Genomic DNA, 24,081 nt, shown 5'->3' with positions numbered 1-24,081 from the left:
TGCTGGGACTCCCCCACCAGCGATCCATCGGCGACGGATCCACATTTCCAAACGATCCAGACGGCAACGGGACTGCGCTTCCAGACGATCCCTGCGGCAACGAGTCTGGACCTCCGAACGATCCACACGGCGACCGGACTGCGCTTCCAGCGGAACGTCAGCCCAGGGGCAGCGTCCCTGGAAGCGATACGGTCGAAGGGTGAGCACAACAGCGTTTACCACGGCGATCACCCAGGCCCGCGACCTGCTCCGGTGGCGCTCACCGTTGCGCACCGAGTTGTGGGCGGCCCGGCTCGCGGCCGGGCTGGAGCCGGATGCGGCGGCGCTGTTCGCGCGAGAGCTGGTCAATGACGGCACTCCCGAGGCGCGGCTCACCCTGGCCGCGCTGTCCGTTGTCGACATGGCACCGCTCGCGGACCCGGACGATGTCGACACAGGTGACGTTTTCGCCGACCCGGACATCCTGCCCGACAGGCTCCGCGCCCTCGGCCAGCCCGACATGCTGTCCGAGGCGTCCGAAGGCCGCGACGGGCCGGACCACTCCGAGGCCCCCGACGAGGCACTCGGCGAACGCGACGATGTCGGTGAGGCACTCGGCAAGAGCGAGGATGTCGGTGAGGCACTCGGCAAGAGCGAGGATGTCGGTGAGGCACTCGGCGAAATCGACGATGTCGGTGACCGTGGCGAGGCGAGCGCGTACACGACAATGGGACGGGCGGCGATGCGCACCCTGCCCGCGTGGGTGGCACGCATGGGGCGGGTGACCTGCGATGGCGCCTGGTACGGCTGTGCCGACCGGTATGGGCAGCAGACTCTAGCCGCGCTGCGGTTCCGCTACGACAACGGCAAGGAGCCCCACCTGCTGGTCGTGGGCATCGACCAGGTCAACGGCGGTTTGGCGGTCGACGCGCTGGTCGAGGAGGTGAAGTTCCTCGACGATCTGGATCTTCAGCCGGCGGATCCGGCGGTGGTGGCGGGGCGGGTCCTGGACGCGTTCGAGCTGACGGGGCGGGTCATGGGCGCGATGGTCGCCGACACCCTGCCGGCCGTCCGCCCCCTGGCGCTGGCGCGTGCGCGCGTCGTCCCCCATCCAATACGGCAGGCGCCCGACGAGACCGTCACCGCCTTCCAGGACCTGCCGGACCTGCCGGGAGCACGGGAGGCGTTCGAGAAGCTGGTGGAGTTCGTAGGCGATCGTCCTCGGTGGTGGAGTCCGGGCAGAGTGTCCACGTTCTTCACGTCGTGGCTGCCCCGCGAGGCCGTCCTCTCGGACGAGGCGATCGCGGCCATGCCTGCCGTGGCGCGTGCCTGGACCCGGTTCCACGGTGACCATCCGGAGGTGCTCGCCCAGGTCGACGCCGATGCCCCGCGTCTGCCCGCCCTGATGGCCGACGATTCTCTGGCCGGTCTGGCCAAGCGCATCGCCCTGACCCAGCGCCCCTCCGCACCCGACCGGTAGCAGGGTGGCGGGACGGTGCGCTGGGCGGGTGCGGCTATGCTGCGCAGTGACGTGTACGCCGCCCCCGCGACGGGCGTGACGAGGGAGATCTGCGCAAATGTACAAGGAGTTCGCCGCCGAAGCCGTGGTCTGGCTGGTGCCGATCGTGGTTCTCATCGGACTTGCCCTGCTGGTCACGGCCTGACACGTCCAGGGGCCGAGCACGGCTCGTCCCCTGGCGTTCGATCAGCGGTAGTACTCGTAGTGCACGGTCGTGTTGACCTTGCGGTCCCAGCGGATCTCACCGTCGAGCCAGCGATTCCACATCTTCGCCAGTGTGCTGGAGCGGACGGTGCAGCCCGCCCAGCGGTGGCGCTTCGCGCGGATGGTGCCCACGTGGTCGTAGCATGATCCGACGTTGCGTTTGTTGACCTTCAGCCGTGCGTTGAGGCTCACCGCATAGAGATTTCTGCGGGAGACGTTCGTGATGCGGACCTTGATGCGGCACGTGTCCTTGCACCGGCCCCAATAGATCTTGTAGCGGACCAGGTGCGGAGCGGTCGACGAGATTGTCGTGGCGCTCGTACCGACGGCCGCCCAGTACGTGACCGTGGCCGCCTGGTGGGTCGTTGCGGCCGCCTGGTGAGTGGATGTCGCGTGGGCAGCGAGCGGGGCCGTGACCACACAGGCGGTCGTGACCGAGGTTAATAAGAGCATGCCGGCGAGACGGTTGCCCATGGTGCCCCCAGAGCGATGAGCGGTCGCTTCCCCCGTTGAAAGCGATCCCCGGAATTATGATCTATCACCAGAAAGGCGGATAGGTCAATAAATCAACGGACATATCAACATATGGTTATGATGCCCAGGCAAACAGCCGACTTCTCCGCCTGAGCCGCTTCAACGCCTGTTTCTCCAGCTGCCTAATGCGTTCCCTGGTAAGTCCGAGACGTTCGGCTATTTCGGCATAAGTCCTCGTTTCCAGGCCCGCCAAGCCGTACCGGTGCCTGATGACGAAGGCCTCTCGTGGCGGCAATGACGTGAGCACCTCGTGCACCTGGTCGCTCATCGCGCGGCGTTCGGCCACTTCCTGCACCTGCGGGCCGTCCTCGTCGGCCAACACGTCGCCGATGCTGCCCTCGCCGTTCGCTCCGACGGGGATGTCCAGGCTGACCGTGTCGAGGGCCAGCCGGCGCAGCCCGCTCACTTCGGCGGCGGTGCGTTCGGCGGCCGCGGCGAGCTCTCCGATCCGTGGCTCGCGTCCCAGGTCGACGGAGAGTTGCCGCTCGATCCTGGCCAGCCGAGCCAGTTCCTCCCCGATGTGCGTGGGCAGGCGTACGGTGCGACTCTTGTCGTGGATGCCCCGCTCGATGGCCTGCCGGATCCACCACATCCCGTACGTCGAGAACTTGTAGCCGCGTTTGTAGTCGAACTTCTCCACCGCCCGCATGAGCCCCAGGTTGCCCTCCTGGATGAGGTCGAGCAGCGGCAGCCCGCGGTGGGCGTAGCGTCTGGCGGCGGCCACCACCAGCCGGAGGTTGGACCTGATCAGCAGGTCCAAGGCGCGCTGCCCTTCGCGGCGGACGTGCGGAAGCTCGGGCATGGCCGCGCCGCGATCGATCAGGTGGCCCGCGTACAGGCCGGCCTCGATCCGCTTGGCGAGGTCCACTTCGTCCGCGGCGGAGAGCAAGGGGGTTCTGCCGATCTGCTCGAGGTACATGCCGAGCAGATCAGGCTCTTCAGCCGACATGCCACGGCGACTACCCGGTGAACGGCGGCGAATTCCCGGCGTCGTTGAGTTCGGCGATGGCGAGCTCGGCAGTGGTGCGGATATCGAAGAACTTGTCCAGAGCGGTGATCGCGAACAGGTGCTTGCACCTGCCGTTGAGCCCGGACAGCAGCAGCCGGCCGCCGGACGCGGTCACCGCCTTGTGCAGGTAGACGAGCACCGACAGGCCGGACGAGTCGCACACGCTGACGGCCTGCATGTCGATGACGAGCAGCGGAGGCTGGGTCAGGTCCAGTGCTTTGGTGACGCGATCACGCACCTCGGCCGCGGATCCGAAGTCGAAGTCCCCCGTGAGCCTCGCGATGACACAGGGCCCCTGGAGCCCCAGACTGATCGACAAGGCCTGCTCCGCAGTCACCCAGCTCCACCTGCCCGCATTGCCGTTTCGATCCCCCCACTTTACGCAAAGTGGTTTCTGGGGTTGAACACCAGCATCTGCTCAATGTGATCTTCGCTCACACCCGCGTCGAGCAGTGCGGCCAAGACGTCGTCGTGGATGTGATCGTAGCGCCAGTTGGGCGCCAGCGTGCCGAGGGCTTCGTCCCAGGCGCCGCCGAAGTAGTCCATGAAGCAGGCGGCGTCGTGGCTGAGCACCAGCCGATCGGCGTATCCGCGCTGACAGAGGGCGGCGATGGTGGCCACCCGCTGAGCGGTCGGATTGTAGACATCCAGCCCGAAACGATCCATGCCGAGCGTCGCACCGGTGTCGGCCAGCCTCATCAGGTAGTCGAGATCGTTGCTGTCCCCCGCGTGCCCGACGACCACCTTGGCCAGATCGACGCCCTCCTTGGCGAAGAAGTCGAGTGCGATCAGCCCGCTCTGCGTGAACGAGTTCGTGTGCACGGTGATCGGCGCACCCGTGCGCAGGTGCGCCTGGGCGACCGACCGGCAGATGCGTTCGACGCCGGGCGTCAGGCCCTTCTGCTCGACCACGCACTTGAGGAACGCCGCCTTGACCCCGGTGTCGGCGATGCCGACGGTCAGGTCACGGACGAAGTCGTCGATCATCGGATCGGGAACGTCCATCAACAGGCCCGGACCGCGATGCTCGTACTGGTGGGGCAGCTCCTCGAAGCTGTAGATGCCGGTGGCGACGATGATGTTCAGGCCGGGCACCTCGGCGGCGATGCGCTGGACGCGCGGAACGTACCTGCCGAGCCCCCACACCGTCGGGTCCACGATCGTCCGGACCCCCTTGGCCGCCACCGCGTTGAGCTTCCTGATGGCGTCGGCGACCCTGAACTCCTCGTCCCACCAGGCGCCCCTGCCGTAGTTGTCCAGGTGTTCGGTGGCGACGACGAACACATGCTCGTGCATCAGGGTCTGACCGAGTTCGTCGAGATCGACGGGACCGCGGACGGTGTTGACGGTGGGCATGCGCGCCTCCATACCGACTGGTCTGCTCGCGCCAACCTAGGCCGCGCCCAGACCTCCGTCAACCGTCCGGCCCAGGAGCCGGGCGCGCCCGCCTGGGTGAACGACCCGGCGCGAGTCGCGACCGATCATCCCCGCGGGCGCCGCGCCGCGTACACGGCGAGACCGGCGGCGAAGACGGCGAGGCCGGCCAGTACGGACGTCACCGGCAGGGTGGCCGCGAGGACCAGGCAGAGGGCGAGGCCGAGCGCCGGGACCACTCTGGCCGGCGCGCCCTCATCGCGGGACAGGGTGAGCGCGGCGGCGTTGGCGATGGCGTAGTAGACGAGCACGCCGAACGACGAGAACCCGATCGCGCCTCGCAGGTCGGCCACCAGCAGCAGCACGATCACTGCCGCGCCCACGGCCAGCTCGGCCCGGCGCGGCACCTGCCGGGCGGGATCGACCGCGGCGAGCGCGGCGGGCAGGTCACGCTCCCGCGCCATGGCGAGGACCGTACGGGAGACGCCGAGGACCAAGGAGAGCAGGGCGCCGAGCGCCGCCACGGCCGCGCCCGCGCCGACGACCGGCCCGAGCCACCCGAAGCCGGACTCCGTGACCACGTCGGCGAGCGGAGCCGGCGACGCGGCGAGCCCCGTGGAGCCCAGCACACGCAGGCCGGTGGCGGCCACCGCCGCGTACACCACCAGCGTGATCCCCAGCGCGATGCCGATCGCGCGCGGGATCGTCCTGGCCGGATCGCGGACCTCCTCGCCGAGCGTCGCGATCCTGGCGTATCCGGCGAACGCGAAGAACAGCAGACCGGCCCCCTGCAGCACCCCCCACAGATCGACGTGTCCCAGCCGGTCCGCGCCGAGAGCGGGTCCGGACTCCGGGGCGCCCGACAGGCCCGCCACCACGACCAGGGCCAGCACGGCCAGTACGAAGGACACCGTGATCCGGGCCGCCATGGCCGAGCGGTGCACGCCGTAGAGGTTGAGCGCGGTCAGCGCCACCACGGCGGCGACGGCGAGCGGCCTGGCCGCCCCGGGGGCCACGTAGGCGCCGAAGGTCAGCGCCATCGCGGCACAGGAGGCCGTCTTTCCCACCGTGAAGCCCCAGCCGGCCAGGTAGCCCCAGAGCGGGCCGAGGCGCCGCCTGCCGTACACGTAGGTGCCACCGGACTCCGGGTAGAGCGCGGCGAGGCGGGCGGAGGAGGTGGCGTTGCAGTAGGCGACGACGGTGGCCAGGGCGAGGGCGGCGAGCAGCCAGGAACCGGCGGCCGCGGCGGCGGGGGCGAACGCGGCGAACACGCCGGCGCCGATCATCGCGCTCAGTCCGACGACGACCGCGTCGGTCGTGCCCAGCCTCCTGGCCAGCCCTTCGCTCACCAACCGCGCCCTTCCGCCGGCGCCCCGGCCCATCAGAGAAGAACCCCCGCCAAGCTCAGGAAGTCTCCGGGGAGGGGACGACCAGGACGGGGCGGCCGGCGTGGTGGAGGACCCTGTCCGAGGTGCTGCCGAGGAGCAGCGACCGGACCCCGCCCAGCCCACGGGTGCCGGTCACGATCAGCGCCGCGTCGAGTTGCGCGGCCACGTCCACGATAGTGGACCACACGGCGACGGAGTCGATCTCGACCCGGGGAACGGCGTCCAGGCCGGCCTGCCTGGCCAGGGCGGCCCCTTCCTCGGCCAGCTCTGTCATGGCCTTCCCGATCGCCTCGTCCTCGATCGCGGAGTTGTCGATGGTCATCAGCAGACCCGCCGACGAGCGGGCCGCGGTCAGTGCCAGACGTTCCCACACGGTGAGTACGACGGCCGGCCGCGCCTTCAGGACGGTGGCCGCGAAGGCGATCGCCGCCTTGGCATCATCCGAACCGTCATAGGCGATCAGAACGGTCATAACCTGCTACCCCCTAGTCAGCTTTCCCCCTTTTCTACCTACGCCCCTCGGTTTCAGTCCTGGCGCGGGGTATCCGGACAGTGCTCCCGCGCGCCGTCTTCTCGGCAGCCGCGATCATGGACGGCGCGAGGGGCGGCATCGACCTCCCGGAGGGCGACGTCGCGGGCGTCGAGGACCACCTGGCGCGCTACTACGCCAAGATGGGCGAGGCCCCGCCCTGGGAGCGCTGAAGCGAGGGCCTGAGCAGCGACAGACCGGCCAGCGCCAGCACGCCCAGCTCGGTGATCACCACGACCCGCTGGGTCAGCCCGGCCGGGATGTCGTCGTTGGTCAGCGGGATGCCGAACATACGCAGCACGTACGGGACGACGACGAGCAGCAGCGCGCCGAGCGCCACCGCGCTCAGGACCCTTACGGTCCGGGCGTACCTGGCCTGGTCGCGGGCCAGCAGCATGCCCGCCGCGGGCATCACCAGGAACGCGGCGAAGGCGGCGTAGCGGTGGATGCCTCCGGACATGGACAACGGCACGCCCGGCCGGTCCGTGGGGAACGCGCCGATCAGGAACATGCTCACCGCCCAGGCCACCAGCAGCATCACGATCCAGCGGCCGGCGCCCGCCCTGCGCAGCGCCTCCGCGGTCAGCACCCCGCCGGCCGCGAACAGCGTCAGCGCGGTGGGCAGCAGCCAGCCGTCGGAGTGGAAGGCGTACTCGCTGATCACGGTGTGCATGGGGTCGAGCCCGGCCCGGGCGTGCAGGATGAGCATGGCGCCGGTGCCTGCGCCGGTGGCCGTGAGTCCGCTGACGAGCAGTGCCTTCATGCTTCAAAACTGCTGGAACACGGTCTCGCGGAATATCGGAGATCGGCCCGAAGGAGCCCTGAACGACCCCTTACTACCTTGGTCGTACGACTTCGGACTCGACCGGGCTGACCTGGTCGGACCCGACCCCGGGTAGGGCCTGCCCCCTCAGGGTGGATCCGGCGCGCGCTACGCGGGCATGACGGGCATCGAGGCGCGGGCCGGGAGGTCGAAGTAGGTGCGGATCGTGGTGCCGCCCGCGCGGGTGTGCACCCGGACCAGGTCGCTGACCAGGTTGACGATCAGCAGCCCGCGTGAGCCCGCGATGCCCGCGTCGACGGGCTGGCGCCCGGCCAGCGGGTCGGTGATGTGACCGGTGTCGCTGACCTCGCAGACCAGCCGGCCGGCCTCGGTCCAGATCCTGATCAGGCCGCTGCCTCCGCCGTGGTCGAGGCTGTTGGCGCCGAGCTCGGCGATCACCAGGCGGATGTCGTCGAGCCGGTCGCCGCCGAAGCCGAGCTCGATGGCCCGCTCGGCGGCCAGCCCGCGCGCCCCGGCCAGGTTGGTGCGGTCGAACCGGAGCGAGACGAACGCGCCGGGCTCGCCGAGGGGCTGGTTGTGGCGGTCGACGACCTGGTCGGGCGCGTAGCCGTGGCTGCGCCGCTCACCGCCGCCGCCGTCGCGGAGCACCGGGTGGGTCAGCTCCGCGTCGTGGAGGACATCAGGACCGAGCCGCACGGCGTCGTAGGGGCACAGGATCGTGGCGGCGCGGCCGGAGAACGCGTGGTTGATCAGCGCCTCGTGCTGCACGCACGCGGGGTATTCGGTCGTCGTGCGGCCGGGCCAGATGGGCTCGCCGACGATCCGGACGTGGTCGCCGGGGTGCCGGTCGGCGAAGTCACGCAGCACGCCGGGGATGATGCGGCCGGGGTTGCGGCCGGCCCGCGTCATGTCGAGCAGGTGGACACGGGCGGCCTCGTCGCCCAGCTCCGCCTCGATCAGCTTGAGGTTGGCCTCGGGCACCGCCACCGCTGTCGGGTCACCGGACTCCAGTCCTTCGCGGACGAAAGCGGTGACGGCACTCGTGTACTCCCGCTCCCCCTGGTAGAAGAGGGCGGTGTGCACGAAAGGATCTCCCGACATCGGTTTCCACCGTACCCTCTCGTGAGGACTTCCCTGCCATTCGTTGGGTATCTGTCTGCTGTGACCAGACTCCAGATCGTTCGCCGTCCCCAGCCGGTTCGACGTCCGCTCCCCCTCGATCTGCGCACCCCCTCCGGACGGCGCCTGCCGTTCTGATCCTCGCGAACTATGCTCATGACATGTCGGATTTGGAAATGCGCGTCTCCGACGAGGATCGGGAGCGCGCCGCGCAGCAGTTGCAACGCGCATTCACCGAGGGTCGTCTCAACCAACTGGAGCTGGAGGACCGGCTCGAGGTGGCCCTCACCGCCAAGACCTACGGCGATCTGGCCGGGCTCATCGCCGACCTTCCCCACGAGTCGCCCGTCGTCGACGACGTGGTCCTGCTGGAGTCGAAGAGCGGCCACATCAAGCGGTCCGGCGACTGGGCGGTGCCGCGGCGCCTGCGGGTGGTGTCCAAGTACGCCAGCGTCGAGCTCGACTTCTCGCAGGCCGCCATTCCGCATCCGGTCGTCGACCTGGACCTGGACCTCAAGTACGGCTCCGCCACGATCGTGCTGCCCGAGGGCGGCGCCGCGAACGTGGACCGGTTCCAGAACACGTGGGGCAGCACGAGCACCACGGACGTCCCGGGCAGGCCCCGCCCCGGAGCCCTCTACGTCGTGGTGACCGGGGAGAGCAAGTACGGCCAGCTGGTGGTCCGCTATCCGCGCAGGCGCTGGTTCACCCATTGATGGAAGATCGAGATGTGGTGCTCGCTCGGCACCAGCACGCCGCCCCGGCGGTAGGCACGTGACGACATCCCGGGCTGCGTGCGCTCGCAGGCGTCGAAGTCCTGCAGGTTGACCCGGTGGAACAACTCCACCGAGCGTGACAGGTCGGCGCCCGCGGCCACCACGTCGGGGTGGTAGAGCCAGTCGCACTCCACCACCGTGCGGTCGGCCGCCAGCGGGAACATCCGGTGCAGGATCACGTGGTCGGGCACCAGGTTGACGAACACCTGCGGCTTGACGGTGATCGCGTAGTAGCGCCGGTCCTGCTCGGCCGGCACGTCGGGCAGCTTGCCGAAGCCGGGGCCGCCGTCCACGGTGAACCCCTCGGCCTTCGCGGCGAACTCCGCGCCGTGGCCCACGTAGTACTGCGCCGCGAAGCCCCCGGCGAACTCCGGCAGCACGGCCGTGAGCTCCGGGTGGATGGTGGCGCAGTGGTAGCACTCCATGAAGTTCTCGACGATGAGCTTCCAGTTGGCCTGGACGTCGTAGACGACGCGGCGGCCGAGGGCGAGCCGGTCGACCTGGTAGTGCTCGATCGCGGCCGGGTCTCCCAGCCGTTCGGTGGCGGCGTGGATCACCGTCTCCTCGAACGAGGGCGGCTCGTCGGCCAGGCAGACCCAGGCGTATCCGAGCCATTCGCGCAGCCGCACCGGGATCAGCCCGTACTCGGTCCGGTCGATGTCGGGCATCTTCGCCAGGTTGGGCGCGGCGGCCAGCCGCCCGTCGAGGTCGTAGGACCAGGCGTGATAGGCGCACCTGATCGTCCGCTTCACCTCGCCGGACTCCTCCGGGCACAGGCGGGCGCCGCGATGCCTGCAGACGTTGAGGAAGGCCCGCAGCGCGCCGTCGCGCCCCCGGACCACGATCACGTTCTCCCTGCCGACCTGGACGGTCCTGAACGCGCCCGGCGCGCGGAGGTCGCCGGACCGGACCGCGCAGAACCACAGGGACTCGAAGATCTTCGCCTGCTCCTCCTCGAACACCGCGGGATCGGTGTAGGAGGGGCCGGAGAGCGTGGGGATCAAGCTTGACGTACTGGCCAATCGACACCTCTTGTTGCGTAATACGCACCGAGTTGCCCTACATGCGCCATGGTCAGGTCGGGCTCACGAGGCTGTCAAGAGGCCGCCCAGGATCGGCCTGACGCCTGGTAGCGCGCGGTTGATCACAGTTCATAAGGAAGTTGTTAGTTTCGTGCAAGCGGCCAGCAAGAGGAGATCCATAATGTCCCCTTCATTCCATCCCAACGAAGGGCATGACCATGACTCCCCCTCGTCGTCGGATCGCGCTGACGATCGCGACGTTCGCTCTCGCCGGCCTCACCACCGCGTGCGGCGCCATCGGCAACGCGGTCGACTGCAACGCGGTCGCCCAGGAGATCACCACGATCTCCAACGAGTTCAGCACCTCTCTGGGCAGCGCGGCCACGGACCCCGACGCGCTGAAGAACGCCGCCACCGTCGCCTCCGACAAGGCCAACGCGCTGGCGGGCAAGTACGACGGTGAGCTCGGCTCCTCACTCAAGGAGTTCGCCGGGATATTCGACAGCTTCAAGAGCAACGACGTCAGCGAGATGACGGCCGCGACGTCCAAGCTCTCCAGCTTCCAGACCAAGATCACGAGCGCCTGCTCCTGATCGGATAGCCGGCCGTCGCGTCGCGTGTGGTCTGTGTGGGGGCACAGCGACGCGGCGGTCATGACACGCTCCAGGGCAAATCGGTCTACTCTTGCTGCCCGTGACGGGCGACATCATGGCGGCCGAGACGGGAGCCACCACCGCTGCCGACCCACCCCGGAAGGTCGCGGTGCGCGGTCGTCGGCCGTGGATCGCGGTGCGCGGACATCGGCTGTGGGTCGGGCTGATCGCGCTGACCGCCGCCACGGCGTACGCGGTGCTCGGCCTGGTGAAGCTCGCCACCTTCCGCGCCTCCACCTTCGACCTGGTCATCGTCGACCAGGCGGTGCGCAACTACGCCCGGTTCCGCCCGCCGTACGTCCCGGTGATGGGGGCCTGGCACGACCGGGGGCTCGACTACGTCCAGCTGGCCGACCACTTCTCGCCGATCTACGCGTTGCTCGCGCCGTTCTACTGGATCCACGACGGCCCGGCGACGCTGGTGGTGGTCCAGGCGCTGCTGTTCGCCGCGGCCATCCCGTTCATCTGGCTGTTCACCCGGCGCGTGCTGGGCACGGTCCCGGCCTACCTGGTCGCGGTGGCGTACGCGCTGTCGTGGCCGGTCGCGCAGGCGGTCGCGTTCGACGCGCACGAGGTGATGTTCGTGCCCGTGCTCACCGCGATCATGATCGAGCGCTACCACGCGGACCGCCCGCTGCCCGCCTTCGTGGCGATGTTCGCGCTCCTCCTGATCAAGGAGGACATGGGGCTGATGGTGATCGGTTTCGGGCTCTACCTGCTGCTCACCGGCGACCGGTTGCGGGGGCTCTGCTGCGCGGTGGTGGGCGTCTGCGGGGTGCTGCTCACCCGGGGCGCGCTCATCCCGATGCTGGGCGGCGACACCGGTGACTTCTGGGCCTACGGCCACCTGGGCCCCGACCTGCCCGGCGCCGCCCTGGGGCTGCTGTCCGACCCGCTCGGCTCACTGCTGTTGCCGTTCAGCGACGAGGCCAAGGTCGACACGTTGTTCCTGCTGGTGTGGCCCACGTTGCTGCTCTGCCTGCTGTCGCCGCTGTCGGTGGTCGCGCTGCCGCACGTGCTCGAACGCATGCTGTCCGACCGCGCCCTGTGGTGGCAGGCCGACTTCCAGTACAGCGCGTTCACCGTGGTGATCCTGCTCCTGGCCGGGGTGGACGGCCTGGCCCGGCTGCTGCGCCGGATCAGACGGCCGGACGACCGCTCGTTGAAGCTGGTCTGGTCGGCGGCCGTCTACGTGGTCGCGCTGACGCTCGTGCCGAGGTTCGCCCTGGACCAGCTCTACCACCCGGACTTCTACAAGGGCGACGAGGTCAAGATCGCCGCCGCCCGCGCGGCCGTGGCCCAGGTGCCGTCCGGCGTCACGGTGGAGGCGGTCAACTCGCTCGGCCCCGCGCTGACCTCGCGGACCACGGTCATGCTGTGGACCGGCGAGTCTCACGGCGCGCCCTGGGTGGTGGCCGACACGGCGCGCTGGGAGTTCCCGTTCGGCTCGGCCGAGGACCAGGCGGCCCAGGTCGACCGGCTGGTGAGCGAGGGCTACGCGAAGGTCTTCGAGCGCGACGGCTACGTGGTGCTGCGCCGGTGACCGGCCGCCGGGCCGATCCGGCGTACCCGGCGTACCCGGCCTACCTGCTCCCGCGAGACCGCTGGGCCGCCTCGGCGTAGGCGCGGTCGAATCCGGCCAGCACCGTCGACCACGAGCCGGTGGCCGGCGCGTCGGCCCGGTTGTGGGCGGTGATGCGCTCACGCAACTCGTGATCGGCGCACAGCCGGGCCAGCGAGTCGGCCAGCTCGCCGAGGTCACGCCCGAGCAGCCCCTCGGTGCCCTGCCGGACGAAGTCGGCCACACCGCTCTGCGCCCGCGCCACCACCGGCAGCCCGGCGGCGCGGGCCTCCAGCGCCGCGATGCCGAACGACTCGCGCGGCGCGGGCGCCACGAACACGTCGGCCGACTCGAGGACCTTGGCGATCTGCTCACGGGTGTGCCGGCCGGGCAGCGACACCCAGCCGGACATGCCGTGCCTGGCCAGGTAGCGCTCCATCGACGCGCGGGCCGGCCCGTCGCCCACCACGGTGGCGCGCAGCCGGATGGACGCGGGGACCCGGGCGCGCACCATGCCGAGCAGCCGCAGCAGGCGCACCGGCTGCTTGCGGGGCGCGAGCCGGCCGACGGCCACGATGTGCACCTCCGCCCGCCGAGGCTCCTCCCCCCGCCCCGGCGCGCCGGTGGACGGTGCGGGCCGCCAGCCCGACAGATCGAGGCCGTTGGACACGACGTGCACCGGCACCCGCGGGCCGGCGACCGCGCGGATCGGCGCCGCCGCCGCGTTGCTCACCGTGGTGGCCACCAGGCCCCAGCGCTGCCAGCCGTACACCAGGCGCAGCAGCCGGTAGGCGCCGCGCGTGATCGGGTCCCACATGCTGTGCACGGTCACCACGCACGGCACCCCGGCTCGTACGGCGGCGCGCACCCCCATCCAGGCGAACGGCGAGACCGCCCCCGCGTGCACGTGGACCACGTCGGGCCGCGACGCGGTCATCCGCCGGGTGAGGTGACCCACTCCTAACGGGTGCACCGGCAGATCGAACGGCATCCTCGCGACGATCCGGTGCACCCCCGGCCGTGCCTCGCCAGGTGTCGCGGTGGCCACCTCGACTTCGTGGCCGGCCTCTCGCTGGGTGCGCACGAGATCGGCCACCTGCACCTCGATACCGCCGAGTCGTGGCAGGTAACAGTCGCTCACGTGAAAGATCCGCACCCTTCCCAGACTAATCTGGGCATGTGCCTCCACGTACCGCTGTGTTCTTCCACGCTCATCCCGACGACGAGGCCCTGCTCACGGCGGGCACCATGGCGATGCTCGCGGCCGAGGGGCATCGCGTGGTGCTCGTGGTGGCCACGGCGGGCGAGCGCGGTCTGGCCGCCATGGAGCCGGGCGACGAGCTCGGCCGCACCAGGCTCGAGGAGCTGTACGAGTCGGCCGCCCTGCTGGGGTGCGCCCGCGTGGAGTGCCTGGGCTACGGCGACTCGGGGCTGAGCCCCGCGGGGGGCGTCGCCGACGAGCGGCCCGACAACGCCTTCATCGACGCCGACACCGAGGAGGCGGCCGGCAGGCTGGCCGCGATCCTGCGGGAGGAGCAGGCCGACCTGCTGTCGATCTACGACCCGGCGGGCGGCTACGGGCACCCCGACCACGTGCAGGTGCACCGGGTGGGCAGGCGGGCCGCGGAGATCGCCGGCACGGAGATCGTCCTGGAGGCGACCGTCAACCGCGATCCGCTGGTCAAGCTGCTGCGGATGGCGGGCAAGGTCTACAGGTTCCCGCCGGAGTTCGACGTGCGCACGTTCGAGAGCGCCTACTCGCCGGGCGAGACCATCACCCACCGGGTCAACGTCCGCAGATTCGCGAAGCAGAAGCGGGCCTCGATGTCGGCGCACGCCTCCCAGGCCAGCGGCGGCGAGAGCGACCGCACGCTCGCGGTCATGCTGAAGGTGCCCTATCCGCTCTACCGGCTGGTCTTCGGCACCGAGTGGTTCGTCCGGCGCGATGTCCCGCCCGGCACCCGCCTGCGTCATCCTCTGGACCCGGGGCCGAAATGACACCCCAGGATGATCCGGAGCGGCGCGCGGGCGGGCAGACTGGTGGGCCGATGAAGAAAAAGTGGCTCCAGATCACCTTGTCCGCCCTGTCGCTCGCGCTGGCGGTGGCGCTGGTCGTCTACCTGCCGCAGATCGTCCAGTCGCTCACCGGCAAACCGGTCTCCTGGCAGCAGATCGGCCAGGTGTTCGGCGGACTGGGCGCCGGCATGATCGCGTTGATGGCCGTGGTCTGGCTGCTCAGCCTGCTCGCCTACACGTTCGTGCTCACCGGGTCGCTGCCGGGGCTGACCCACCTGCAGGCCCTCACGCTCAACGCGGCGGGCAGCGCGGTCAGCAACCTGCTGCCGTTCGGCGGTGCGGCGGGGGTGGCGCTGACCTTCGGGATGACCAGGGGCTGGGGGTTCGCCAACCGCCCGATCGTCGTCATGACGCTGGTGAGCGGCATCTGGAACACCTTGTTCAGGTTCATCCTGCCGGCCGTCGGCATCGTCGCGCTGCTGATGGCGGGCGAGGTGCCCAATCCGGACGTGGCCAGGGCCGGGTGGGTGGGCGCGGGGTCGATCCTGGCACTGTGCGCGGTCGTCGCGGCCGCGCTCTACTGGGACCGCGCCGCCGTGCTCCTCGGCCGGGCGCTCGACTTCCTGGCCCGCCTGGTACGCCTCAAGGTGCACGCCTCCGAGGCGCTTCACCGGCTGCGCAAGGACACCGCCGAGATCCTGCGCACCAGATGGCTCGGCCTGTCGCTGGGCATGGTGTTCTTCCTGGGCTTCCAGTGGGCGATCATGGTGATCTGCATGAAGGCCGCCGGGGCCTATCCCGGCCTGGCCCAGTCGATCGCGGTCTTCGCCCTTTCACGCGTGCTGACCAGCGCACTCGTCACGCCCAGCGGCGCGGGGATCATGGAGACCGGGGTGGCGGCGCTGCTGCTCGCGTTCGGGGTCGACGCTCCGCAGGCCACGGCCACCGCACTGCTCTTCGGCTTCTGGACTTACACTATCGAGATCCCGTTCGGCGGCCTCGCGTTGGGTGCGTGGGCGCTCCTGCGCAGACGCAACGGCCGGAGTGCCGCCGCGGAGCCCCCGTCAGCGATCTCGAAGGCCTCCCCGTGACGATCCGAAACAGAACATGTGTCAATCATCCACGGGCCTTGTGCGTGATTCGAAAGCCCGCATAGCGTGGCGGCTGACATGGTGGCGTTCCGGGTTCTGGGGCCAGTCGAGGCGTACGAAAACGACGAACTCGACCTCGGCGGGTTGCGGCAACGGGCCGTCCTCGCCCGACTTCTCGTGGCCAGAGGTCAGGTCGTGCCGGTCGACACGCTCCTCTACGACCTGTGGGACGACGACGCGGCCAAGGGCGCCCAGTCGGGCCTGCAGGTCTACATCTCGCGGCTGCGCAGGGTCCTGGAGCCGGGCCGGCCGCGCGGCGGCCCCAACCGGCTGCTGGTGACGGTCGCCTCCGGCTACGCGCTGCGGGTGGCGGCCGACCAGGTCGACGCGCTCCGGTTCGAGCAGCTCGTCCGGGCGGCCGGCGAGCATCTGGAGGAGGGCGACCCGCCGTCGGCGCGCGGCCGGCTGGAGAAGGCGCTCGGCCTGTGGCGCGGCACCCCCTACTCCGACTTCGCCGACCAGCAGTGGGCCGAGGCCGAGGTCAACAGGCTGACAGAGCTGCGGTTAGTGGCCCGCGAGCGCCACGCCGACACCGGGCTGCGCCTCGGCCTGCCCGCCGAGACCGTGCCCGACCTCGAGGCGCTGACCACCGAGCACCCGTTGCGCGAGGAGGGCTGGCGGCTGCTCGCGCTCGGCCTCTACCGCTGCGGCCGGCAGGGCGACGCGCTCGCCGCGCTGCGCCGCGCCAGGGGCATCCTGGCCGACGAGCTGGGCATCGATCCCGGTCCCGCGCTGCGCAAGCTCGAGTCCGACATCCTGGCCCAGTCGCCCGAGCTGGAGCTGGCGGTGACGCCCCGCTCGACCAGGCCGGTGCCGGTCACCGACACCTGGCCGCCCCGGCCCGCCACGCCCGTGGAGCCGCCGCCGCTGGAGCCCGAGCCGTTCGTCGGCCGCGACGCCGAGCTGGCCCGGCTGACCACCGCCGCGGGCCGCACCGGCAGACTCCAGGTCGCGATCGTCACGGGCGTCGCGGGCGCGGGCAAGACCACGCTGCTGCGCCAGCTGGAGAGCAGGCTCAGCGGCGACGGCTGGATCACCGCGTCGGGCGCCTGCCCCGACTCCAGCGCCACCCCGCCCGGCTGGGCCTGGGTCGAGATCCTTCGCTCGCTCGTCGGGCGCACCGGCGCGGGCGAGTACGCCCATCTGCTGGCTCCCCTGCTCGACGACGCCGACCCCGATCCCGACGACGACGAGGCGTCCGGCGGCTTCCGGCTGCACCGCGCGGTCGGCGGCTATCTGGCCGGGGTCTCGCACCGCGCTCCCGTGCTGATCACGCTCGAAGACCTGCACTGGGCCGACGACCAGACCCTCGCCCTGCTCCGGGCGCTGCCCAGCCTGCTCGCCACCAGCCGGGTGCTGCTCGTGGTGACCTGCAGAGAGAGCGAGCTCGACGACCGCCAGTCCGACGTGCTGGCCGCGCTGGCCCGCCTCGGCCCGCTGCGGGTGGGCCTGAGCGGGCTCGACCCCAAGGCCGTGGCCGAGCTGGTCAGGGCGACGTGCGTGCGCGAGATCGACGAGGACGCGGTCGAGTCGATCGTCGAGCGCACCGGCGGCAACCCGTTCTTCGTCCGCGAGACGGTGCGCCTGCTCGACTCCGAGGCCGCCGCCGATCGGGCCAGCGCCACCGAGGTGCTGTCGCGCGTGCCCTCGGGCGTGCGCGACGTGCTGCGGCGGCGCATCTCGCGGCTGCCCGCCGGGGCGCAGCAGATCCTGCTGCAGGCCGCGGTGATCGGCCGCGACGTCGACGTCGACGTGCTCGTCGACGTCGCCGGCGAGGAGGACACGGTGGTGGAGGCGGTCGAGGCCGCGCTGCTGGCCGGGCTGGTGACCGAGCCGGGCCCCGGGCTGCTCAGGTTCGACCACGACCTCGTGCGCGACACGATCTACTCCGACGCCTCGCGGCTGCGCCGCACCCGGCTGCACGCGGCCGTGGCGGCGGCCATCGAGCGGCGGGCGCCCTCCGACGTGGCGGCGCTGGCCCACCACTACTTCCTCGCCGACGCCGCCGAGAAGGCCGTGCACTACGCCAGGCTCGCCGCAGAGCAGGCCGAGCGGCGTTTCGCGCACCGCGAGGCGGCCACGCTGTGGGAGCAGGCCATCGCGGCGTTCGAGCGCCGGAGCGCGCGCCGCGAGACCGACGACGGCCACGACCGCGCGAGCGCCGACACCCGCGAACGCCTGCAGCTGATGCTGCGCCAGATCCGGGCGCTCGCGCTGTGCGGCGACATGTCCGCGGCCCGGCTGCTGCGGCGCGAGGCCATGGACGCCGCGCTGCCGCTGGGCGACCTGGAGATCACGGCGCGGGTGGCGGCGTCCCTGGCCGTGCCGCACAAGGGCATGGCGCGCGACTTCACCCGCACCGCGTGGGAGATCGTCGACGTCACCGAGCAGGCGCTGATGGCGCTGCCCGAGGGAGAGCAGACGCTGCGTGCGAGCCTGCTCACCACCCTGGCCCTGGAGCTGGAGGGCTCCTCCTCCCCCGAACGTGGCCGGCAGGCGTCGCTGGAGGCGCTGGAGCTGGCCCGGCAGAGCGGCGACCCGGTGCTGCTCGCCGCCGCGCTGAGCGGCCGGCTCCGCCAGTCCTACGACATCCCGGCGGTCGACACCCGCGAGAGCATCGGCCGCGAGTTGCTGGAGGTCGCGCAGCGCTCCGGGCAGATGGCCACCCAGGCGCTGGCCCACCTGGTGCTGCTGGAGTGCGCCGCCGCCCGCGGTGAGTTCGCGGTGGCCGACGAACACGCCGCCGCCGCCAACGGGCTGGCCAGACAGTATGACCTGTCGGCACCGGCCGCCGTCTGCGCCTGGTATTCCGGGCAGCGGCTGATGATCGCCGGCGACTACCAGGGCGCCGAGCGGGCCTACCGTGACGCCGCCCGGATGACCGCGCGGGCCGGCATGCTGGAGGGCCGCCAGGACCTCCCGCTGATCGCCCGGTTCTGCCTGCACCTGGTCGACGGCCGGGCGGCCGAGACGGTCGAGCTGCTCGCCGAGGCCCACCAGCGCGGCGCCAAGTGGACCCTCGACGCCTACGCGCTGGCGCTCGCCTCCGCGGGCCACCTGGCCGACGCCAACGCCGTGGCCGCGACCCGGCCGCCCGTGCGGCCCGACTTCCTCTACGAGCTGGCGATGACGTGGCGGGCGCTGGCCGGGATGCTGCTCGACGACCGGGAGCGGATGGTCGACTGCTACGACAAGCTCAAGCCGTTCTCCGACCGCGTCGCGGGCGCCGGCACCGGGGTGGTGGCCCTGTGGCCGGTGGCGCTGACGCTGGGAGATCTCGCGATCCGGCTGGGCCAGCCCGACGCCGCGCGTGACCACTACACGAAGGCTCTGGAGGTGGCCGAGCGGGTCGGTGTGCCCCGCTGGGTGGAGGCGGCGCGGCGGTCGGTCAGCAACTTACCTGGAAACGCCGGCTCTTGACGGTCTTGGCACCGTCCACGGTCAGCTCGACGCGATACCAGCCCGGGTTGCCGGTGAGCCTGGGGTGCCAGGCGACGGTCTCCTGCGACCCGGCGAATCCGGAGTAGTCGACCAGGTAGGCGTCCCAGGTGTTGGTGCCGGGGTGCCAGCGGGACAGCTTCCAGCCGTAGAGCACGGTCCGGTCGGGCGCCGGGTTGACCACGAGGGTGCGGGCCTCGTACGTCTTGACGCATCCCGCCTCGGCCTGCCGCTGGCTGACGCTGATCCGGCCGGCGGCGGCCGGGGCGGCCTCGTAGGAGGCGGGCGCCGTGATGGGCACCGCCCGGGCCGACAGGGTGACGGTCTGCGTAGGCTGAGGAGCGGAGTTGGCGGTGTCGTAGGCGGACAGTCCCACGTAGGCACCGGTGAAGGCGAGGGCCGCCGCGAACAGCTTGGCTGTGCTCGCCGAGCCGGTGGCCAGGACCGCGGTGCTTCTCGTCGCCATGATCAACTCTCCTCTTTGCTCACCTATAGAGATAAGCGAGGGTGGTTGAGGTCCGCTTGTCGGCTGCTTGCACCCTTTGCGGCCCACTTGCGGGCGGGTGTGGCGACCGGGTAACCGGTGAACTAAGGTAAGGCTGACCTTTGTACACGAAGGGGGGCGATGTCGTTCATGCGATCGTTCGCGCTGGCCGTACCCGCCCCCACCGAGCCCTTCTGGCTCGGCCTGCCGTACTGGCTCGTGGGTGTCGTCCTGATGATCGCGCTTTTCGGCGTGTTCCAGGTCTACTACTGGGTCGGCCGCAGGCTCGGCGAGCGCCTCTACGACTCGCGGATGGGCGTCAAGCTCGGCCGTGAGCGCATCGCGAAGGTGGAGCGGATCGTCGGCCGATGGGGGGCGCTGGCCGTCTACGGGTGCTTCTGGGTGCCGATGCTCCGCCACACGCTGCCGTGGGTCGCGGGAGCGCTGCGCGTCTCCTATCCGTGGTACATCGTGGCCAGCGCGCTGGGCTGCGTGACCTGGGCGCCGCTGTGGTGGTTCGGCCTGACCGCGCTGGTGTGGGGCTGGCTGCAACTGGCGGCGCGCTCGCCGGCCGGCGCGGCGGTCGTGGCCGTCGCCGCGGTCGTCGCCTTCTTCGTCTGGCGCAGGAGGCGGCGCACCGAGAAGCCCTTCGTCGCCTGAGGGCCCTGGCCCGATCCGGCCGGTTTTCCGCGGCTTCGGCGCGTGGTTCGGCCGATCGATCACCGATGACCTGTCACCATGTCGGGCATGCGTATTGGGGGTTTCATCGGCTCTGCCATCCTTGCCCTGATCCTGTGGATCCCGTCGCCCGCCGTGGCGGCGGACACGCCCGCGGTGGGCGCCGGGGTGGCGTACGTGATCGATTCGGCGGGAACGATCCACTACGGCAAGCGGCAGACCCGCCGGGTGCCGGTCGCCAGCCTGGTCAAGGTCATGACGGCGTACGTGGTGCTCAACGAGGCCAAACTGGGCGACCGGATCACCGTGACCTCGGCCGACGTCCGCCACGCGGTCGCCAACGGGGCCACCACCGCCGCGCTCGCCAAGGGTGAGCGGCTGACGGTCAGGGATCTGCTGTACGGGCTCATGCTGCCGTCGGGCGGCGACGCCGCCAACGCGCTGGCCAGGACGTACGGGCCGGGCAAGACGGCGTTCGTGGCCAAGATGAACGCGGCGGCCAGGCGACTGGGCCTGCGCGACACCTGGTACACCAACGCCGACGGCCTGCCGGCGCCCGCCGGTGGCCACTCGACGGCCGTCGACCAGGTCAGGCTGGCCAAGGCTGCCCTGGCGAATCCGACGTTCCGCACGATCGTGGCGCGCGAGAAGCACGTCGTCCCCCGGACGTCGCTGCACCGCGCGCACACCTGGCGCAACACCAACAAGCTGCTCCAGCGGGCCGAGGGCGTGCTCGGCGTCAAGACCGGCTACACGCGGGAGGCGGGGTTCTGCCTGCTGTTCGCGGGCGAGCGGGGTGGCCGCCAGGTGATCGGTGTGCTCCTCGGCGACCAGGACGCCCGCCGCTTCACCACGGCGGAGAAGCTGCTCGACTACGCGGACGACCGGATCTCCCGCGGCTGACCGAGGTCAGGAGCCCGCGACGAGCGGGTCGAGGCGGTCGGCCGTCCAGCGCAGTGTGCACGCGAGCCGCATGCGGACCCGTGTCCGCTCGCGGGAGGGCCGCACCGGTGCGCCCGGAAGAGCCTCGTGGACCGTCTCCCGGTGGCCCATCGCCGTCTGGTGTGCGAGAACCTGCATGGCTTCCATGTCTCCTCCTTAATCCATTAAGAGCTTAATCCATTAAGGAGCGCCCGGCAAGGGGTTCGATACGGTGGACGGATGGCCAGAGTCACGCTGCAGACGATCGCCGACAGGCTGGGCGTGTCCCGGGCCACCGTCTCCTACGCCTTCTCCCGGCCCGACCAGCTCAGCGACGGCCTGCGACGGCGGATCATGGAGGTGGCCGACGAGCTCGGCTACGGCGGCCCCAACCCCACCGCGCGCTCACTTCGCCTCGGACGGGCCGGCGCGCTGGGGCTGCTGTTCAGCGAGACCCTGCCCTACGCCTTCGCCGACCCCTACGCCATCGGGTTCTTCCAGGGCATCGCCACGGCCGCCGAGGACGCCGGCGTCGGGCTGCTCATCCTGCCGCTGCCGCACGGCGACCGCCGCAGCGACACCGTGCGCGACGCGGTGGTCGACGCCTTCTGCGTGGTCTCGCTGCCCGACGGGCATCCGGCGCTCGCCGAGGTGTTCGCCCGCAAGGTGCCCGTCGTCGTGGTCGACGAACCGTACGTGCCCGGCCACCCGTTCCTGGGCATCGACGAGCCCGCCGCGGGGGCGCTGGCCGCGCGGGGGTGGCCATGGTGGGCCTGCACGACGACGGCCACACCGGCTGGGCGGGCGTCGCCCGGCAACAGGGCGCGGTCTTCGAGGCCATGCGCCGCCGCCGGAGCGGCTACCAGGAGGCCTGCGAGGAAGCCGGGCTCGACTGGGGGGACGTGCCGTTCTTCGAGGTGGCCCGCAACTCCCGCGAGGCCGGCCGCAAGGCGGGGCACGCGTTGCTCGGCCGCGAGCCGCGCCCGACCGCGATCCTCACCAACACCGACGTGCTGGCGCTCGGCGTCCTCGACGCGGCGGCCGACCTCGGTCTGACCGTGCCGGCCGACCTGTCCGTGGTGGGTTTCTCCGACAGCGCCGCCGAGGAGGCCGGCCTCACCACGATCAGGCAGGCGAAGAAGGAGATCGGCGAAGCGGCGGGCCGTTTGCTCCTGTCACCGCCCGCCGACGCGCCCGAGCGGACGATCTTCCCGCACGAGCTGATCGTCCGCGGCTCCACCGCTCCCCCGCCCGCCTAGTCTCCCGGCGTCCCGTGCCGGAAGGTCTGCGCGCCCGCGCGGTGCACGGCCGCCTTGACCAGGCCGAAGATCGCTCCCTGCACCGCCGCCGCCACGAGGACCTCCGTCCAGCCGCGATCCAGGTCGTCGGCGTCCGGCGCATCGTCATCGCCGGACACCAGCTTCCACACCTGCTTGAACATCGAGGCCGCCAAGGCGCCGCTCAGCATGCCCATTCCCAGTGACGTGACCTTCTCCACAGACCGCATCTCGCCTCCTTACGACGGCTCTGCCCGTGCCCCGTGTCAGCCCGCTAAACCCCCGTCCGCGACGGCCCGGTCTTCGGACCCGGGGAAGAATCCACCCTGACGCTGGTTCGTGATCTTTCCCTCTGATACTGGTCTCGCTCGTACGGCACAGTCAGCCAAGGAGGAACCCGGGTGGAGGCCAAGGGGCCCACGGCCGAGATCATGATCGCTGAGGCCCGTAAGGCGTTGTGGGTGATGGTCGGCTTCCTGGCTGTCATCTGGACCGCGCAGATCGCCAACTGGGCGTCCGGCTACGCGTTGAGCTACCACTACGGTGTGCAGGCGTGGAACCCCGGGAGCCTGCCGGGCATAGTGTCGTCACCGTTCCTGCACTGGAGCTGGGAGCACATCCAGGCCAACTCGGGTCCGCTGTTCATCTTCGGATTCCTGTCCGCGTACCGGGGCGTCACCAAGTTCCTCAGCGTGACGGGACTCATCATCCTGGTCAGCGGCCTCGGCGCCTGGTTCACCTCCGCCCCCGACGGGATAGGAGCGGGCGCGAGCGGCGTGGTCTTCGGCTACTTCGGCTACGTACTGGTGCGCGGCGCGTTCGACCGGCATCTGATCGACATCGTGGTCGGCCTGGTCATGGCCCTGTGCTTCTCCTATCAATTCACCGGCCTGCTTCCCCAGGAGGGCATCGGCTGGCAGGCCCACCTCTTCGGCTTCCTCGCCGGGGTGCTGGGCGGTTGGGTGTTCCGCGACCGTGGCAGAGGTCCGCGGCCGACCGCGGCCTCCCCACGGCAGAATCCCAGGGCGGCGCTGCTGAAGGAGCTCGACGATCTCGGCCTCTGACAGAGCTACGACTCGCGCCCTCCACCGGTAGGCGCCGGGCGAGGGCCGCCGCCTCCTCGACGCCGAAAGGAGGCGTCACCTCTGGACCGCTTCGTCGTTGGACAGATCGTGTCATCGAACGGATCTTCAGTGGATGCGAGGAGGACCATGATGCCCGAGATCAGGCTGACAGGACGAGCCGTGGCGCTGGTGACGGCGAGCGTGCTGGCCGGCGGCATGCTCACAACAAGGACACCAGCGCGTGGCGGGTCGGCGTCATGAACCACAGCGAGACGGCGACCTACGTCTTCGGGACATACGCGTCCTGCGTGCCACTTCCCGCTGCTCAGTAGGGATGCCGGCCACTCGCCGGCGACCCCGTCCACCTAACCGCTCCGCCCGTGGCACTGTCACCCTCCGTCGCTCGCATGCTGGTTCAGCGTGATCTGGCGTGGAACCCCGGGCGTTTACGCCCGGGAGGAAACGACAGCGCGGGAGGGCCGCCAAGGCCCGAGCGGTGCGGTGACCGGTAGGCCGTGGAGCGGCTCAGGGTGAAGATCACATGCGCGTGAAGCGCGCGGACGACGCGTCCGCCCTCTTCTCACGCCGGGGTTCGGTTTCC

General features: G+C 70.8%; 25 protein-coding genes and 1 pseudogene. 13 read left to right on the top strand and 13 right to left on the bottom strand.

Annotated elements, in window-relative coordinates:
* Window positions 1–199: 199 nt before the first annotated feature.
* On the top strand, window positions 200–1,459 hold the full coding sequence (locus IEY82_RS09055; RefSeq protein ID WP_189123539.1) for a hypothetical protein: 1,260 nt from the start codon (window positions 200–202) through the stop codon (window positions 1,457–1,459).
* A gap of 225 nt (window positions 1,460–1,684) precedes the next feature.
* Here the strand turns inward: IEY82_RS09055 and IEY82_RS09050 are convergent, their stop codons facing one another.
* The 6 genes from IEY82_RS09050 to IEY82_RS09025 form a co-directional block, all read right to left on the bottom strand.
* Window positions 1,685–2,176, bottom strand: a complete 492-nt coding sequence (locus IEY82_RS09050; protein ID WP_189123538.1) for a hypothetical protein — start codon at window positions 2,174–2,176, stop codon at window positions 1,685–1,687.
* Window positions 2,177–2,291: 115 nt separating this feature from the next.
* On the bottom strand, window positions 2,292–3,185 hold the full coding sequence (locus IEY82_RS09045) for a sigma-70 family RNA polymerase sigma factor (protein WP_189123537.1): 894 nt from the start codon (window positions 3,183–3,185) through the stop codon (window positions 2,292–2,294).
* A 10-nt stretch (window positions 3,186–3,195) separates the two neighbouring features.
* Entirely contained in the window at window positions 3,196–3,582 is a 387-nt protein-coding gene (locus IEY82_RS09040) for an STAS domain-containing protein (RefSeq protein WP_189123536.1), read from the bottom strand.
* Between the two features lie 41 nt (window positions 3,583–3,623).
* Entirely contained in the window at window positions 3,624–4,601 is a 978-nt protein-coding gene (locus tag IEY82_RS09035; protein ID WP_189123535.1) for a phosphotriesterase family protein, read from the bottom strand.
* A 125-nt stretch (window positions 4,602–4,726) separates the two neighbouring features.
* A complete protein-coding gene (locus IEY82_RS09030; protein WP_189123534.1) occupies window positions 4,727–6,001 on the bottom strand; it encodes an APC family permease in 1,275 nt (424 codons plus the stop codon).
* 22 nt (window positions 6,002–6,023) lie between these two features.
* Window positions 6,024–6,479 (bottom strand): universal stress protein, encoded by a 456-nt coding sequence (locus IEY82_RS09025; RefSeq protein ID WP_189123533.1) that lies wholly within the window; start codon window positions 6,477–6,479, stop codon window positions 6,024–6,026.
* A gap of 80 nt (window positions 6,480–6,559) precedes the next feature.
* Between IEY82_RS09025 and IEY82_RS09020 the strand changes: the two genes are divergently transcribed.
* Window positions 6,560–6,709: a hypothetical protein gene (locus IEY82_RS09020; RefSeq protein ID WP_189123532.1), complete on the top strand. Its 150-nt coding sequence runs from the start codon at window positions 6,560–6,562 to the stop codon at window positions 6,707–6,709.
* Here the strand turns inward: IEY82_RS09020 and IEY82_RS09015 are convergent.
* Together IEY82_RS09015 and IEY82_RS09010 are read right to left on the bottom strand one after the other, a co-directional pair.
* Window positions 6,670–7,299: a DUF998 domain-containing protein gene (locus tag IEY82_RS09015; RefSeq protein WP_189123531.1), complete on the bottom strand. Its 630-nt coding sequence runs from the start codon at window positions 7,297–7,299 to the stop codon at window positions 6,670–6,672. The genes IEY82_RS09020 and IEY82_RS09015 overlap by 40 nt on opposite strands.
* A gap of 168 nt (window positions 7,300–7,467) precedes the next feature.
* Complete coding sequence (locus tag IEY82_RS09010) at window positions 7,468–8,421, bottom strand: anti-sigma factor RsbA family regulatory protein (protein WP_189123530.1); 954 nt, start codon at window positions 8,419–8,421, stop codon at window positions 7,468–7,470.
* 179 nt (window positions 8,422–8,600) lie between these two features.
* On the opposite strand from IEY82_RS09010, the gene IEY82_RS09005 reads away from it, so the two are divergent.
* On the top strand, window positions 8,601–9,155 hold the full coding sequence (locus IEY82_RS09005) for a DUF1707 SHOCT-like domain-containing protein (protein ID WP_225262478.1): 555 nt from the start codon (window positions 8,601–8,603) through the stop codon (window positions 9,153–9,155).
* Here IEY82_RS09005 and IEY82_RS09000 read toward each other — a convergent pair.
* The gene (locus IEY82_RS09000) at window positions 9,125–10,219 is read right to left on the bottom strand and encodes an aromatic ring-hydroxylating oxygenase subunit alpha (protein ID WP_225262476.1); all 1,095 of its coding nucleotides are present in this window, start codon (window positions 10,217–10,219) and stop codon (window positions 9,125–9,127) included. The genes IEY82_RS09005 and IEY82_RS09000 overlap by 31 nt on opposite strands.
* 236 nt (window positions 10,220–10,455) lie before the next feature.
* On the opposite strand from IEY82_RS09000, the gene IEY82_RS08995 reads away from it, so the two are divergent.
* The gene (locus tag IEY82_RS08995) at window positions 10,456–10,830 is read left to right on the top strand and encodes a hypothetical protein (RefSeq protein WP_189123528.1); all 375 of its coding nucleotides are present in this window, start codon (window positions 10,456–10,458) and stop codon (window positions 10,828–10,830) included.
* Window positions 10,831–10,930: 100 nt separating this feature from the next.
* Window positions 10,931–12,433, top strand: coding sequence for a DUF2079 domain-containing protein (locus IEY82_RS08990; RefSeq protein WP_225262474.1), 1,503 nt, complete (start codon window positions 10,931–10,933; stop codon window positions 12,431–12,433).
* A gap of 40 nt (window positions 12,434–12,473) precedes the next feature.
* Here IEY82_RS08990 and IEY82_RS08985 read toward each other — a convergent pair whose 3' ends face one another.
* Window positions 12,474–13,607: a glycosyltransferase family 4 protein gene (locus IEY82_RS08985; protein WP_189123527.1), complete on the bottom strand. Its 1,134-nt coding sequence runs from the start codon at window positions 13,605–13,607 to the stop codon at window positions 12,474–12,476.
* Window positions 13,608–13,630: 23 nt separating this feature from the next.
* On the opposite strand from IEY82_RS08985, the gene IEY82_RS08980 reads away from it, so the two are divergent.
* From IEY82_RS08980 to IEY82_RS08970, 3 genes are all read left to right on the top strand, one after another.
* Window positions 13,631–14,449 (top strand): PIG-L deacetylase family protein, encoded by an 819-nt coding sequence (locus IEY82_RS08980; RefSeq protein ID WP_225262472.1) that lies wholly within the window; start codon window positions 13,631–13,633, stop codon window positions 14,447–14,449.
* A 50-nt stretch (window positions 14,450–14,499) separates the two neighbouring features.
* Window positions 14,500–15,558 (top strand): lysylphosphatidylglycerol synthase transmembrane domain-containing protein, encoded by a 1,059-nt coding sequence (locus IEY82_RS08975; protein WP_189123526.1) that lies wholly within the window; start codon window positions 14,500–14,502, stop codon window positions 15,556–15,558.
* 66 nt (window positions 15,559–15,624) lie between these two features.
* The gene (locus IEY82_RS08970) at window positions 15,625–19,038 is read left to right on the top strand and encodes an ATP-binding protein (protein WP_225262470.1); all 3,414 of its coding nucleotides are present in this window, start codon (window positions 15,625–15,627) and stop codon (window positions 19,036–19,038) included.
* On the opposite strand, the gene IEY82_RS08965 is transcribed toward IEY82_RS08970, so the two are convergent.
* Window positions 19,007–19,522, bottom strand: coding sequence for a hypothetical protein (locus IEY82_RS08965; RefSeq protein ID WP_189123525.1), 516 nt, complete (start codon window positions 19,520–19,522; stop codon window positions 19,007–19,009). The two genes, IEY82_RS08970 and IEY82_RS08965, sit on opposite strands and share 32 nt — an antisense overlap.
* A gap of 159 nt (window positions 19,523–19,681) precedes the next feature.
* Between IEY82_RS08965 and IEY82_RS08960 the strand changes: the two genes are divergently transcribed.
* Window positions 19,682–20,200, top strand: a complete 519-nt coding sequence (locus IEY82_RS08960; RefSeq protein WP_225262468.1) for a DedA family protein — start codon at window positions 19,682–19,684, stop codon at window positions 20,198–20,200.
* 87 nt (window positions 20,201–20,287) lie between these two features.
* Window positions 20,288–21,121, top strand: a complete 834-nt coding sequence (locus tag IEY82_RS08955) for a D-alanyl-D-alanine carboxypeptidase family protein (protein ID WP_225262466.1) — start codon at window positions 20,288–20,290, stop codon at window positions 21,119–21,121.
* A gap of 6 nt (window positions 21,122–21,127) precedes the next feature.
* Here the strand turns inward: IEY82_RS08955 and IEY82_RS08950 are convergent, their stop codons facing one another.
* A complete protein-coding gene (locus IEY82_RS08950; protein ID WP_189123523.1) occupies window positions 21,128–21,307 on the bottom strand; it encodes a hypothetical protein in 180 nt (59 codons plus the stop codon).
* A gap of 72 nt (window positions 21,308–21,379) precedes the next feature.
* On the opposite strand from IEY82_RS08950, the pseudogene IEY82_RS39815 reads away from it, so the two are divergent.
* A pseudogene (locus tag IEY82_RS39815) lies at window positions 21,380–21,508 on the top strand (LacI family DNA-binding transcriptional regulator); the annotation flags it as partial.
* 395 nt (window positions 21,509–21,903) lie between these two features.
* Complete coding sequence (locus IEY82_RS38960; RefSeq protein ID WP_229697563.1) at window positions 21,904–22,398, top strand: substrate-binding domain-containing protein; 495 nt, start codon at window positions 21,904–21,906, stop codon at window positions 22,396–22,398.
* Here IEY82_RS38960 and IEY82_RS08935 read toward each other — a convergent pair.
* Complete coding sequence (locus tag IEY82_RS08935) at window positions 22,395–22,646, bottom strand: DUF4235 domain-containing protein (protein ID WP_189123521.1); 252 nt, start codon at window positions 22,644–22,646, stop codon at window positions 22,395–22,397. The genes IEY82_RS38960 and IEY82_RS08935 overlap by 4 nt on opposite strands.
* 171 nt (window positions 22,647–22,817) lie before the next feature.
* Here IEY82_RS08935 and IEY82_RS08930 point away from each other — a divergent pair, with 171 nt between their 5' ends.
* A complete protein-coding gene (locus IEY82_RS08930) occupies window positions 22,818–23,480 on the top strand; it encodes a rhomboid family intramembrane serine protease (protein ID WP_225262463.1) in 663 nt (220 codons plus the stop codon).
* Window positions 23,481–24,081: the final 601 nt, after the last annotated feature.

The sequence above is a fragment of the Nonomuraea cavernae genome (assembly GCF_014646355.1).
Lineage (GTDB): Bacteria > Actinomycetota > Actinomycetes > Streptosporangiales > Streptosporangiaceae > Nonomuraea > Nonomuraea cavernae.
This window is presented reverse-complemented; position numbering and strand designations above follow the sequence as displayed.